At 35.0% G+C, this 13924-nt stretch carries 16 protein-coding genes; 9 read left to right on the forward strand and 7 right to left on the reverse strand.

What is annotated here, in order from left to right:
* The first annotated feature begins 216 nt into the window (after positions 1-216).
* Positions 217-1119, forward strand: coding sequence for a DMT family transporter (locus tag CS937_RS00175; protein WP_099156481.1), 903 nt, complete (start codon positions 217-219; stop codon positions 1117-1119).
* A gap of 88 nt (positions 1120-1207) precedes the next feature.
* Positions 1208-2065, forward strand: a complete 858-nt coding sequence (locus CS937_RS00180) for a DegV family protein (RefSeq protein WP_099156482.1) — start codon at positions 1208-1210, stop codon at positions 2063-2065.
* A 23-nt stretch (positions 2066-2088) separates the two neighbouring features.
* Here the strand turns inward: CS937_RS00180 and CS937_RS00185 are convergent, their stop codons facing one another.
* The 5 genes from CS937_RS00185 to CS937_RS00210 all read right to left on the reverse strand — a co-directional run bounded on the left by CS937_RS00185 (position 2089) and on the right by CS937_RS00210 (position 5869).
* Positions 2089-2784: an alpha/beta hydrolase gene (locus CS937_RS00185; RefSeq protein WP_099156483.1), complete on the reverse strand. Its 696-nt coding sequence runs from the start codon at positions 2782-2784 to the stop codon at positions 2089-2091.
* Positions 2785-3046: 262 nt separating this feature from the next.
* Complete coding sequence (locus CS937_RS00190) at positions 3047-3409, reverse strand: YppG family protein (RefSeq protein WP_099156484.1); 363 nt, start codon at positions 3407-3409, stop codon at positions 3047-3049.
* A gap of 72 nt (positions 3410-3481) precedes the next feature.
* Positions 3482-3745: a thioredoxin domain-containing protein gene (locus CS937_RS00195; RefSeq protein WP_099156485.1), complete on the reverse strand. Its 264-nt coding sequence runs from the start codon at positions 3743-3745 to the stop codon at positions 3482-3484.
* Positions 3746-4451: 706 nt separating this feature from the next.
* On the reverse strand, positions 4452-4916 hold the full coding sequence (locus CS937_RS00205; protein WP_281251849.1) for a MarR family winged helix-turn-helix transcriptional regulator: 465 nt from the start codon (positions 4914-4916) through the stop codon (positions 4452-4454).
* A 53-nt stretch (positions 4917-4969) separates the two neighbouring features.
* Entirely contained in the window at positions 4970-5869 is a 900-nt protein-coding gene (locus CS937_RS00210) for a YegS/Rv2252/BmrU family lipid kinase (RefSeq protein WP_245835659.1), read from the reverse strand.
* 255 nt (positions 5870-6124) lie between these two features.
* Between CS937_RS00210 and CS937_RS00215 the strand changes: the two genes are divergently transcribed.
* From CS937_RS00215 to CS937_RS00245, 7 genes are all read left to right on the forward strand, one after another.
* Positions 6125-7051 carry a phosphate/phosphite/phosphonate ABC transporter substrate-binding protein gene (locus CS937_RS00215; protein ID WP_099156487.1) on the forward strand — a complete coding sequence of 309 codons (927 nt, stop codon included), beginning with the start codon at positions 6125-6127 and terminating at the stop codon, positions 7049-7051.
* Between the two features lie 215 nt (positions 7052-7266).
* On the forward strand, positions 7267-8043 hold the full coding sequence (gene phnC / locus CS937_RS00220) for a phosphonate ABC transporter ATP-binding protein (protein WP_099156488.1): 777 nt from the start codon (positions 7267-7269) through the stop codon (positions 8041-8043).
* On the forward strand, positions 8040-8855 hold the full coding sequence (gene phnE / locus CS937_RS00225; RefSeq protein ID WP_099156489.1) for a phosphonate ABC transporter, permease protein PhnE: 816 nt from the start codon (positions 8040-8042) through the stop codon (positions 8853-8855). Before phnC ends, phnE (CS937_RS00225) begins: the two co-directional genes overlap by 4 nt.
* Positions 8855-9655: a phosphonate ABC transporter, permease protein PhnE gene (phnE, locus tag CS937_RS00230; protein ID WP_099156490.1), complete on the forward strand. Its 801-nt coding sequence runs from the start codon at positions 8855-8857 to the stop codon at positions 9653-9655. The genes phnE (CS937_RS00225) and phnE (CS937_RS00230) overlap by 1 nt, the downstream gene beginning before the upstream one ends.
* 103 nt (positions 9656-9758) lie before the next feature.
* Positions 9759-11336 carry a bifunctional metallophosphatase/5'-nucleotidase gene (locus CS937_RS00235; RefSeq protein WP_099156491.1) on the forward strand — a complete coding sequence of 526 codons (1578 nt, stop codon included), beginning with the start codon at positions 9759-9761 and terminating at the stop codon, positions 11334-11336.
* Positions 11337-11718: 382 nt separating this feature from the next.
* The gene (locus CS937_RS00240) at positions 11719-12339 is read left to right on the forward strand and encodes a TetR/AcrR family transcriptional regulator (protein ID WP_099156492.1); all 621 of its coding nucleotides are present in this window, start codon (positions 11719-11721) and stop codon (positions 12337-12339) included.
* A 156-nt stretch (positions 12340-12495) separates the two neighbouring features.
* Positions 12496-13143, forward strand: a complete 648-nt coding sequence (locus CS937_RS00245; RefSeq protein WP_099156493.1) for a VOC family protein — start codon at positions 12496-12498, stop codon at positions 13141-13143.
* Here the strand turns inward: CS937_RS00245 and CS937_RS19775 are convergent.
* Positions 13123-13245 (reverse strand): hypothetical protein, encoded by a 123-nt coding sequence (locus CS937_RS19775; RefSeq protein WP_281251850.1) that lies wholly within the window; start codon positions 13243-13245, stop codon positions 13123-13125. The two genes, CS937_RS00245 and CS937_RS19775, sit on opposite strands and share 21 nt — an antisense overlap.
* Positions 13246-13587: 342 nt before the next feature.
* On the reverse strand, positions 13588-13908 hold the full coding sequence (locus CS937_RS00250) for a thioredoxin family protein (protein WP_099156494.1): 321 nt from the start codon (positions 13906-13908) through the stop codon (positions 13588-13590).
* Positions 13909-13924: the final 16 nt, after the last annotated feature.

The following is a 13924-nucleotide window of genomic DNA, read 5'->3' on the forward strand; positions in this document are numbered from 1 at the left end:
AGCTTATAGCTTATTTTGCGTATTATATATTTTTACCATAAAAAAAGGCATCCTTCTTTCTTAGAAAGGGGGCCTCTCTTGAAAATTCATGCTTTAAATACCGGTTATCTTATCATAACATACATACCATAACGATATCTACTACTTCGTCAAATGATTTTTTATCGGTTGAATGGTAAAATAAATATAAGCAAGATCTTCAAGGGAGGTTTTTTTATGCGTATTCCTCCGTTTAATCCATACATAGCGGTTGTAATTGGTGTAATTGCTGTATCTTCATCAGCAGTTCTAGTTAAATTAGCAGACAGTTCACCAGCTCCTATTATTGCAAATTATCGTCTATTATTTGCCGTTATTATTATGGCACCGTATATTTTCATCAAGAATCGCCATGAATTTCGTTTGATTCAGAAAAGAGATTGGGTTCTTTGCATACTTGCCGGAATATTTTTGGCATGTCATTTTATTCTCTGGTTTGAATCGTTAAATTATACATCTGTAGCAAGCTCAGTTGTCCTTGTTACATTACAGCCTATCTTCGCTTTTTTAGGAACCTATTTGTTCTTTAAAGAACGTTTTTCTCCTGGTGCTGTCATTAGTATGGTCATCGCCTTGTTAGGTAGTGTCATCATCAGCTGGGGAGATTTCCAGATAAGCGGAATGGCTTTATTTGGTGATATTTTGGCTTTACTTGGTGCGGTTACTGTAACTGCATACTTTTTATTGGGGCAAAACGTCAGAAAACGGCTATCTTTAATGACATATACCTTTGTAGTATATGGAATAAGCTCCATTACATTAATTCTATACAATATAATTTTACAGAATCCATTTTTCGGGTATCCCGCCGATAATTGGTGGGCTTTCCTTGCCCTTGCAATTATTCCAACGTTTTTCGGACATACCTTATTCAATTGGGCAATTAAATGGGTGAGCACCTCCACTATATCAATGGGTATTGTGTTTGAACCGATTGGCGCATCAATCCTTGCTTACTTTATCCTTGATGAACAAATAACTGGGTCCCAATGGTTGGGTGGGACAATTGTATTATCAGGATTATTTTTATTTATCATGAGCACTTCGCGTAAACGAAAAGTAACAATATCCCAGAAATAATAAGCGACTATATTATATTAAAAAAATTTACAAACATTGCTCCAAAACTGATATACTAAAACTATATTATTATAAAGTAGGTGAGGTCATGCGTATCCAACTAATGACAGATGGTGGGGCCGATGTACCGAAAAAATTATCCGAATCATTAAACCTTATTGTTGTACCACTTTATTTGCATTTTCAAGAGGAACAATATAAAAGTGGTGTAGATATAGATTTACCGAGTTTTTATCAAAAAATTAAAAAGGAAAGCGATCTTCCTAGGTCTTCCGCACCTAGCCCAAATGATTTTTATGAGGCGTATAAACAGGTGGATCCAAACAAACCAATTATTATGCTAAGCCTAACCAAGGGTCTAAGCACTACTTATGAAAACGCGGTTAGCGGTAAAAATATGTTGCTTGAAGAACAACCTAACCGTCAAATCGAAGTAATAAATACGAAGACAGCTTCTGGCGGGCAAGCTCTTTTACTTCATGAGGCAAGAAAAAAAATAAATGAAAATTATTCATTTGAAGAGCTTATCAATCATCTCTATGAATGTGTTGATCATATCACAACATTATTCGTTTTAAAATCACTAGACAATTTAATTCGTGGCGGGCGTCTAGATAAAGTAAAAGGAGCAATTGCCAAAACACTCAACATTAAATTATTAATGCGTGGCAGTGAAGAAGGAACCATTGAAGTTTCCGAAAAAGTTAGAGGTGACAAAAAATCTATTCGGCGTTTTATTGAACAGATTGGTGAATATACTAAAAATGTTGAAGATAAAGTGATTACCTTGACACATTGTAATGCTGAAGAACGTGCGAAAAAGGTTCTGGCAGAAATACGAACTAAATATGCTTTTAAGGATGCTTATATCTCAGAAATGGGTCCATTAATATCAACCTATGCTGGTGAAGGTGGACTAGTGATATCATTTTTTAAAGATCATTAAAGGAGTAGTAAATGGAGGGTTTACTACTCCTTTTCTTTTGTTAAAAACTGATAAACCAGAGTATTCAATGTATCCTTATCATTCCCTAAACATATCAAGTGTCTTGATCGCTCGAAAAAAACGACTTCCTTCCGCTTTGATATAATTTCCTTATCGAGAAAGTAAGCGGTTTTGTACGGAACCATCCCATCCTGTTGTCCCTGAGCAATCATTACAGGTGATTCCACATTTTTTAAGTAAGGTTTCGTGAATTTTACCAGTTTTAAAAACTCCAGATTTGCTTTGAAAGGTACTGTACCCAGCTTCCTTTTGTAATGCAAATACAATTTATTTTTTCCTAATTTCCCCTTAAAGCCATCAGCGACAACTTCTCCAATATCACGACAAATTTGTTTAAACGATAAATATTTTCCTGAAGTTGAAAGAAGCACTAATTTATCCACCTTATATTTTGCAGCTAAATAGGAAGCAATCATACCGCCCATTGAAAACCCAATAAGGTACACCTCGTCATATTTTTCATTTAGCTTTTTGAGTGAATCTTCTGCCGCTGTAATCCACTTTTTATGGGAGACATTTTCAAGTGCAAGCCTTCTTCCATGACCGGGAAGTGTAGGTACCTCTATATGCCAATTAGTATGTTCTCCCAGGTAAGTTGATAAAGGTTCAACTTCATAAGGTCCCCCAGTATAGCCATGTAAAATTAAACATGCAATCATATAAATTCTCCTTAATCGTAAGGTCAAAAGGTTGCCAAATTAGTTACAAGCATACGAGAGATTCGTTGCTAATCATTGGGCGACCTTTTGAACATCTTCTAATGTTCTTTTACCTTCTTTTACCCGTTTTTTACAAGGAATATTACCTGCAATAACTTATTCATTGTTAATCAGTTACCATCATTGGAGATTTTCCCCAACAGAAATTACTTAAATAGCTGATAAGCATTTACTCCGCCATCAGCATATTTAAGTAATAGTTTTACATGTTTTTCATAATTGAGCCAAATTGTTTTACTACTGGTGATACTTGTTGAACTGTATTGGCCAGTTTTCCAACAGTTGAGAACATTTTATCAAGATCCATTTGTCCATTTTTATCTTGGAAATAAGAAAAAAGACCATTTGTCTTTTGTGGTGGATATGGCGTTAGATTTGGCTGCATATTGACGTACCAATCATTTGGTTGTTTTGGTTTAGCAAAATGTTCAAAGGGCGTTTTATAAATTGGTGGATTTTGAGGTTGATACTGCGAATAATTTCCTTGTTGTGGATGCATATAAAAATTACCATGATAAGTATTGTACTGAAAGGGATCATTATAATAGTAAGGCCTATTAAACATAGCAATACACCTCTTTTGCACTTTCTTATATTTACAATATGCAACTATACCCTCTAGTGTGTTTTATGAAATTTAATCATTATTCCCAAAACCAGTGTTTCTGATTTCTAACGCATGTTTAATTTTATTTAGTTGTAAGCCCAGGATTGGATCTCCATCTATAAATGTTGCTGGTGTAGCGAATATCCCTTTATCTTGCAATTCTTTCATAAATTTAGGGTTTTCGATAACATTTTTCTTCTTATAATCTATTTCCCAATCATCCAATTGTTCCAATAGCTTTTTATTACGCTTACTGTTTCCACCTATATAAATTAAAACTTCTTTTTTGCTCATTGATGTTTTCCTCCTAAGGAGATTTATACCTAATAATTACCCAGCAATGTAACAGATTAAACATGAATATTACAATTTTGTTACGATATGTTAAAATAAAAATTCCGCTGCCAAATAACAGTTTCTTTATTGTTATTTAAGCAAGCGGAACTGTGTTTTTACTTTTAATTACTAGAGAAAAATTTTATCAATAGGAGTGGGACCTTCTATTAATTCAAAGCATTTATTCTCAGCTCTAGGAACTGTTAATAAATAGACTAGTACTGCAGCCACATCTTCACGAGGGATTGAACCGAATCCCTTCTAAATCCGCAAGCACTGTTTTTGCACCCATTTGTTCAAAAAATGGTAACTGTTCTGTATTACGTACCAGCTACAGGTTCGTGTTCTGCTTCCATTAGTTTTTTAATAATTTGTTTCCCAACTTGTCCGTTAGCACCTATAACTAGCACACGCGTATTTACATACCTTTATTCACTCTTTACTATAACCATTACAAAAAGCAAAACACTTTATCTAAAATAGACAAAGCATTTTGCTCTTCTGTGAGGTTTCCCTCCTCAAAAGGGCATAAGCCTACCGAATAGCTTATGCATATAGTTGTAGAGCAGAGACATCCCATATCCCTTTATTATCATAACTACTTTTTTCATCCCTTGCTATGACATAAATCACAGCTAAAAGAAATTTTTTAAACCATTTTAAATTAAATTTTTCGTAACGATAATCCTAATTTCTTTAACAAAACAACCGCCTGCTCTCTCTCTTCTTGATTTAATCCACTCATTAATTCCTCAATGCGTTGCCAATGATCCGGGAAAATTATGTCTAATAGCTCCCGTCCCTTTTCTGAAATTGATGCAAAGGTAATTCTTCGGTCTCGTGGAGAAGATTTCCGTACTAAATAATCTCTTTTTTCCAATTTATCTACGACATATGTAATACTTCCACTAGCAAGTAAAATCTTCTCACCAATTTTTTGCAAAGGTTGATCACCTTTATGATACAAAAGTTCTAGTACTGCAAAATCGGTTAGATTCAACCCTCTTGATTGAATATCCTCCTCTACTTTCTGCATAATAACGCGATATGCTTTTGATAATACAACAAAAAGTTTTAATGAAGTGTCCTGTTTTTTCGCTAACAAAGTACTATTTTCTTTAGTTACCAACTATATGTCACCCTACTTTCGTCCTACAACATTTATTTAATTATACCATGAACTCACAAGCCCGTATTCTTTTTTACCATCCGAATATGGCTAGGAAGGATTGTTATTTCGGATGGGGTCGTGCCATTTATTTCTCCGTCCATATCGATTGCTTTGTTTGCAGTCGTTGCGATAGTCAGTTCTTTCACTTGAAAATAATTTAATTCGGTTAGCGGGTCCAAACGGTTATTTGGGCGGTCTAATGTTAGTAACTCTTTAAACGATGCTAATGATGAGTTTTTTACAATTAATACATCAAGCAACCCATCGTTTGGATTGATTGATGGAATCGGAAGCTGCTTAGTACCAATATATCTTCCGTTTAATACTAATATCATTACCGCTTCCCCTTCATACGTCTCCTCAACAGTTTTAATTTTGTATGAAAATGGTTCAGTTTGGTTTACTGTTTTAATTGTACTCATAAAGTAACTAAGTACTCCAAGTGATTTCTTTTGAGTTTCGTCAATATTTAAAGAAGTATCTGATACTAATCCAATTCCCCAAAAGTTTAAAAAATACCGTTCATCTGTTTTACCAAGGTCAACAGGTATAATTTCACCGTTAATAATGGCCTCCGCTGCTTGATTTAGATTTTGAGGCATCTGTAACATCCGACCAAAGTCATTACAGGTCCCTGCTGGTAAAATAGCGATGACCGGTCTAATTTCAAGATTAGCTATACTGTTCATGCATTCGTGAACCGTCCCATCACCACCCATAATGATGATAATGTCAACATCACTTGCATATTCTATACAACAATTTTTTACCTCCTCTAGTGTTTCCGTCTGCATGATTATTAATTTTTTAATTGATTGCGTTAGTATTGGTAATGTTTGGGCTAGTTTTTGTTTTAAATCTTTATTTCCAGCATTTCCGTTGAATAGGAATAACGCTTTTTCGTATTTCACATGCGTAACCTCCATCAAAATTAATCTGTTACTCTATGTAATTGCCTTTTTTATCTTCCCAAAACCTAAATATACTTTTGAAAAATCCCCTCAGATAACACAATTGAGTATAAAGTTATACTTTTTAATAGTATTTTAAATAAAAAACGTAAATCTGATGTAAATTTTTAAAAATAGTCTAGCATTTTTGACCTAAATGTTATTTAATAATAGTGAAGGATTTATAAATTTTTGACAATACACAGGAGGGTCAAGATGAAAAAACTTTACAGTCTATTGCTCGTGTTAGGCTTAGCTCTGGTACTTGCAGCTTGTGGCAGTTCTGATGAAGGGGATTCAGCTGAAAAGAAAGAAGAAGGAAGCGAATCACCAGATACTATTGTTATGGGATTTGTTCCATCACAGGACTCTGACACAATCGCTGATACGGTAAAACCTTTGGCAGATGAGCTATCTGAGGTATTAGGTAAGCCGGTAGAAGGAAAAGTTATGGTAGACTACAATTCTTTAGTAGAGGCAATGGGAGCTAACCAAGTACAAATTGGGTTTATTCCAGCTTTTGGTTATGTATTAGCAAACGAGCAATACGGAGTTGAAGTAATTCTTAAATCAGAGCGTTACGGATCAGGTACATATAAGGCACAATACGTTGTTCGTGCTGATTCAGGTATTGAAGACCTAGAAGATTTAAAGGGTAAAAGATGGGCGTATGCGGATAAGGGATCAACTTCCGGCTATCTATTCCCAGCAAACCAATTAATGAAGAAATTCGACTATGATTCTGCAACAGCATTAGAAACAGACTTCTTCTCTAATACTTTGCAAGCTGGCGGACACGACTCAGCTGCAATCGCTGTATATGAAGGTGATGCTGATGTAGCGACAACCTTTGACGATGTCCGAACAGAACTTAAAGGTGAGTATCCAGATGTTATGGATAAATTAAAAATAATTGGCTATACAGAAGAAATTCCAAATGATACTATCTCCGTGACAAAAGAATTAGATGATGAATTAGTACAAAAAATTAAAGATGCTTTCCTAGGTTTTAATGAAAATGAAGACATGATTAAAATTATGAACGAGGTATACAACTGGGATGCTATCATTGAAGCATCTGATGAGGAATATAAAGTAGTAAAAGATACGTATCAAAAGTTCAAAGACAACATTGAACTTTAATAGTTTAGAATTTTATAGCTTAATAGCAATAAGAATACTTTGAGGTGGGGGAGTTATTTAATCTCCCCCTTTTTCTAAGTTTAGGAACAAAAACAAACACACACAAATAAAGTGGCATTTTAGCCAAACATTCAGCTATACGTTGTTTTAATTTATACTTTCTAACTTACGACATGTAAATAACCCTGATTCTGTAATGGAGGAAATAGCATATTATGATTGAATTTAAAGACGTTGGCCTTGTGTATCCAAATGGTACAGAAGGTTTAAAAAACATAAATGTAACAATTAATGATGGAGAATTTGTTGTTATTGTCGGTCTATCTGGTGCAGGAAAATCCACTTTTATTCGTAGTATTAACCGCTTAGTTACACCAACATCTGGTTCTCTTCTAATTGATGATGAAGACATTCTACCCTACCGTGGAACTAATTTACGTAAACTTCGTACAAAAATTGGCATGATTTTCCAAAATTATAATCTAGTAAAACGTTCAAACGTATTGAAAAATGTACTTGCAGGGCGGCTAGGACATACGGGTACTTTTCGTTCTATATTAAATTTATATAAAAAAGAAGATGTTGGACTTGCTTATGAAAGCTTAAAGCGAGTGAACATCGATGAAAAAATTTATAATCGTGCAGATGAACTAAGTGGTGGACAACAGCAACGTGTAAGTATTGCTCGTGTTTTAACGCAGAAGCCAAACTATATTTTAGCGGATGAACCAGTTGCATCACTTGATCCACCAACATCACACCAGGTTATGACTTATTTGAAAAAAATTAACAAAGAGGATAATATCACAACAATTGTCAACCTCCACTTTATCGATATGGCTATGGAATATGCGGACCGTATTATAGGTATGCGGGCTGGGGAAGTTGTTTTTGATGGTCCTGTTTCAGAAGTATCGGAGAAAACGTTTGAGGAAATTTACGGCCGTACAATACGTGAGGATGACTTGCGTGGGGGGGCAAACGAATCGTGACAAAACAATCAAACTCATTATCTCAAGGTACGACACCACCCATTTTTCCGGTAAAAACAAAAATACAAATTACGGTAATCTTTTTCGTTGTAATAGGTATTTATCTTTTTAGTATGTTCTGGACGCAGCAGCAAATGGTCGGCGGATTTGGAAATGCGCTTGGAAATATGGCAGTCGTTATCGAAAAGTTTTTCCCGCCTAATTTAAGTATTCTGCCAGCTATTTGGGATCCAATGGCACAAACGATTCAAATGGCGATCATTGCTACAACCGTTGCAGCAATTTTAACGGTCCCTTTAGCATTATTATCAGCGCAAAATATTACAACGTTCAAACCACTTTATTATTTAACACGAACATTACTGAATATTTTACGTACGATTCCTGATTTAGTATTAGCAGTTGTATTTGTTGGTTTATTTGGGATTGGACTTTTTCCGGGTATTATTGCATTAATCATTTTTTCACTGGGGATTCTAGCAAAGTTAATAAGCGAAACAATCGAATCAGTCGATATGAATCCACTTGAAGCGATGCGTGCTTCTGGAGGAAATATATTACAAGTTATTTTTCACGGTTTAGTACCACAGGTTTTACCACAGTTTGTTTCGTTTGTTTTATACGTATTTGAGATAAATATTCGAGCATCTGTCGTATTAGGGTTAGTTGGTGCAGGTGGTATTGGACTTGTTCTTGATCAACAATTAGGCTTTTACAATTATCCAAATGCGATGGCAATCATTGTTCTTATTTTTGTCGTTGTACTTATCATTGAATACATAAGTAATAAACTAAGGGAGGCATTGATATAATGGTAACCTATTCATTACCTCCAAAAAAAGAGAAATCCCCATTTAAAAAGATTAAAAAGGGAATTATTTTTCTCGCTGTTATTGCTGTATATGTTTGGACCTTTATTGGAATAGATATTGATTGGGCAAGAGCTATTGAACGGGCAACAAGTAACTTTCACAGGGTAATTCCTAAGCTGTTCAATCCGGATTGGGCAGCAGCGGGAGAAGTTTCGGAAAAAATACTTGAAACTATTTTTATCGCTTTTGCTGGTTCATTTATGGCTGCTATACTTGCAATTCCATTAGGATTTTTAGCAGCTAAAAATATGTCACGTGGTAGATTATTATCGGCAATCGGTAAGTGGATTTTATCAGCTATCCGCGCATTCCCGGATATTATCTTAGCAATTTTGTTTGTTGTTGCCGTTGGTCCAAATGCCTTTGCAGGGGTGCTTGCGATTGCAATTGGATCAACTGGAATGCTTGGAAAGCTTTATTCAGAAGTTGTCGAGTCGATCGATATGCAGGTCGTCGAAGCTATGGAAGCAAATGGTGCTAATAAAATCCAGGCACTATTTTATGGTGTTATTCCACAAATCATACCAGAATTTTTATCGTATGCGATCTATCGATTTGAAATTGATATCCGCGCATCATCCATTCTTGGTATAGTTGGTGCGGGTGGTATTGGTACAATGATAATATTCGCTGCAAATAACCGGAACTGGAGCGAAATGGGAATGATTTTATTAGCAATTATCATTGTCGTTACAGTTATCGACTTTATTTCAGCAAGAATTAGAAGAAAAATTGTATAAGATCATAAACTCAGGCTAAACCATTATTTTTCTAAATTCCAGAGATCAGAAATCGGCACGTTAGCCGATTTCTTTTTCATATTTATAGAAAGGATGACCGACAATGCAAGATAATACAGCAACAATTACCCTTCTATACACAAGTGATGTACACGGGAATGCACTGCCGATATTGTATGGAAACAACATGCCAGCTGATATAGGATTGGCTAAATACGCGACAGTCGTTAAGCAAGCGAGGTCCAAACATGATCATGTCATTGTCCTTGATAATGGTGACTTAATCCAAGGTACACCGTTAATGACTCACTATGTTAAGGAACATGCTAATGAAGAAAATCCAATGGTTGGAATTATGAACAAAATCGGAATCGAGGCTGGTGTAGTTGGGAATCATGAATTTAATTTTGGGAAAAAAATTCTTACAGATGCCATTACCCAATCTACATTCCCATGGCTTTCTGCAAATTGCCTAGATGAGAAAACGGCAGAACCTTACTTCGGCCCACCATATAAAATAATACAACTGGAAAATGACATAAAAATTGCTATTGTTGGTGTAACGACACATTATATTCCAAATTGGGAATCTCCAGATCACATAGAGGGAATTCGTTTTACCGACGCTTGTATCACTTTAAAAAAATGGGTTGAATATATTCACCAAACAGAACAACCTGATGTATTGATTGCTTCCTATCATGGAGGACTTGAACGTGATATTGAATCAGTTGAACCAACTGAAGCATTAACCGGGGAGAATCAGGGATATCAAATGTGTGAACAAATTAATGGTATTGATGTTTTGTTAACAGGTCATCAACACCGCAAATTAACTGGCAGCATTCATGATGTGTTGGTTGTCCAACCAGGATTTAATGGACAATCCTATGGAGAAATAACGATCGACCTAAAGAATAGTTCAGACAAGTGGTCGATATGCAGCAAACATGCTAGTATCCAAACATTAGATGGAGTGGAATCAGATACAGCTATCGTTAACTATATGAATAAGATCGAGTCATCTACACAGCAGTGGCTAGATCAACCAATCGGGTATATTGAGGGTGACATGGTAATTAGAGACCCGTTTCAAGCCAGATTAACCAAGCATTCTTTCATTGAGTTCATTCATCAAGTACAAATGGATGCAGCAGGTGTAGATATCTCGGTCACTTCTCTATTAAATAACAACTCACGCGGCTTCAGTTCTGTCGTAACAATGCGTGATATTGTATCAAATTATATGTATCCAAATACATTGGTTGTACTTCGTCTTACTGGCAACGATATCATTGCAGCGCTTGAGAAATCTGCAGCGTATTTTACATTAGATGAAGCCGGTAAAATTGGAGTAAATCCAACATATATTGAACCAAAACCCCAGCATTACAATTACGACATGTGGGAAGGAATTAACTATACAATAAATGTTAAACAGCCAATTGGTTCACGAATAGAAAATGTCACATACAAAGGTAAGCCAATTGATCCAAATGAGACTTACCATGTTGTTCTAAATAATTACCGGGCAAACGGTGGTGGGAACTACGATATGTTTAAAAATAAACCTATCGTTAAAGAAATTCAGAAAGACACTGTTGAAATCATAAGCGCCTATTTTGCACGCTTTCCTACAGTGATGGCCACCATTACAAACAACTTTAAAGTGTTATACTAAATACAATATGATCGCAAAGTTTTTTATCCTTTGCGATCAACTAAATGATATCTAACAAAACCAAATCCCACGCTTTTGTTCCATTAACTAGAGTACATCTTTTCCATTATTGGTAATTTTCGTCTAATCATTTTCATATCCTAATTCTAATTGTCATATCCTACTTATTTCTTCTTGCCTTCAACAATTAAAACAGTTGGTTTATCCATACCCACACCTGCTTTACATATCTTTTATAGTTAACATTATTATGGATTTCTTGATTTAAAAATGACACTATGTCATATTTAAATTGACATATGACATTGTGTCACTTATAATTAATCAACACCCAACATGACATGTTGTCACTTTTGTTTAGTTTACTAATGGGGGCGAAAAGATGCCGAAGCAAACCTTTTTAAATTTACCTGAAGAAAAAAAAGAAATTTTAATCGAAGCAGCCAAAAAAGAGTTTTCAAGGGTCTCATTATATGATGCATGCATCTCAAATATTATTAAGACTTCTGGAATACCCAGAGGAAGTTTTTATCAATATTTTGATAATAAGGAAGATCTATTCTTCTTTTTATTAAACGAACACGCAAAAGAAAGACAGAAAAAGTTTCTTTACTTACTAAAAAAGACTAATGGAGATATATTTGACACAGTAACTGAATTATATAAATCAATGCTAGAAAAATCACAAAAACAGGAAAACTGTGATTTTTTCAGAAACGCCTTTTTAAATATGAATTACAAGATAGAGAAGATTTATACAAAAGAGTTTAGTGAAAGTCACTTCAATCAAAATTTTAAGAAGGTCTGCAACTTAATCAATACTTCTAAATTAAATATTAACAACGATAACGAATTATTTCATGCTATCAAAATAATTATGGCAGTTACGTTCCATAATCTTGTACAAAGCTATGCAAAGGAAATATCTTATGAAGAATCAGTAGAAAATTTTACGTTAGAAATAAATCTGTTAAAAAAGGGATTATACAAAGACAATTCATGAAACCAAAGTAAATAAATTGCAAGTTCTATTGCGGGGATAAGATATTGTAGAAAATATTAAGCTTTACCCTACAATTTTATAGTCAAAATCTATTAGATGGTCTGTACGTAAGTAGGAATTTGATAGAAAAAGAGTTTATTATGGGGAGTGATTATTATGTTAGCGCTAGATCATATCGTGGTTGCAGCAATCGATGCCGAGGAATCAAGTGCAAAATACGGAAATAAATTTACAATTAAAGCTGTAAAAGGTGGTGAACATGAGGACTGGGGTACGTATAACTATTTATCTTATTTCTCAAATGATAGTTATATAGAGTGGCTTGGTGTGACCGATGAATTCAGAACAAAAAATGCCGAAAACCCATTAATCCAGCATTTGGTTTATGTATTGGACAATAAGATACCTGGTCCATTTCAATTTGCCCTCAGGACAAATGAAATGGATGATTATATATATCATTTTAAGGAACAAAACATTCCCTTCAAGGGTCCTTTTACCGCTCAACGGGAGAAACCAGATGGTACTGTCCTAAAATGGCGAATGCTATTTCCAGAGTACAATCATGAAAAAGAGCTTCTTCCATTTTTAATTGAGTGGGAGAATCCAAAAGATGCGTATCCAGACACAAGTTTGTTAAACGTACAAACCATAACAAAAATTAACTATAGTGGTATAGATCGAGATAAATTTGCACATATTTATCAATTAAAACCAAGAAAACTCAATAAGAGCCTACTATCATTACAAAATTGTAAAATAAATTTTAATAACAATGAGAAGTTACATTTTGATTTGGTCTAGTCTTATCCCAAGAAGGATTACGCACCTAGCGTATCCTTCTTTTATTATGCCATTTTCCAATCCATCCTGTTCGTTTGATAACTGCGAAAATAGTTTCTTCATAAAATCCTCCCCAATACACACATTCTCAAAAAAAGCAGTACAAAAGCGCAAGAGCCCGTTTAGCGACGTGTGGACTGCGCCCTGCCAAGCAGGGTGGTTCGGCGTTGCCTCGCAAAGCGGTGGTTTTAGTCGAACATGCCTACGCAGGAGATAAAGGAAACTCGGGTGAGTAGCGAATCGATGTTGACCTTATCGTACTGAGGTGAGGGAAGTCCATCAGTCGTTGAGCGCTTGTGTGGATGTGGCTTACCATGTCGTTAGCTAAATAGAACCAACTTTTATACTTTCCTTACTACTAAAAATAACCACCTCCAATGAATTGAAGGTGGATCAATGTCTAGTTTAACCTAGTTGTTCATGTAAAAATTCTGTTACTGATTCTGGTGTTTTTGTATATGCACTATGCTGATGAGCAAGTTTTTCGCCGTTTTGGAAAATTAAAATGCTAGGGATTCCCATCACCTCATATTTTTCAGCAATACCTTTTACCTCATCCGTATTTATCTCATACCAATCATAATTATTAAATTCCTCTAGAATATCGCCAATGAACATATCCATTCGTTTACAGTCTGGGCACCAATCAGCAAAAAATTTAATTATGACAGGTTCCTCACCCTGAATAACTTCATTAAATTTATCTTCTGTCTTTATATATTCCATTCCTTTAACACCCCTT

Origin of the sequence: Virgibacillus ndiopensis, from assembly GCF_900187325.1 — a bacterium.
GTDB lineage: Bacteria > Bacillota > Bacilli > Bacillales > Amphibacillaceae > Virgibacillus_E > Virgibacillus_E ndiopensis.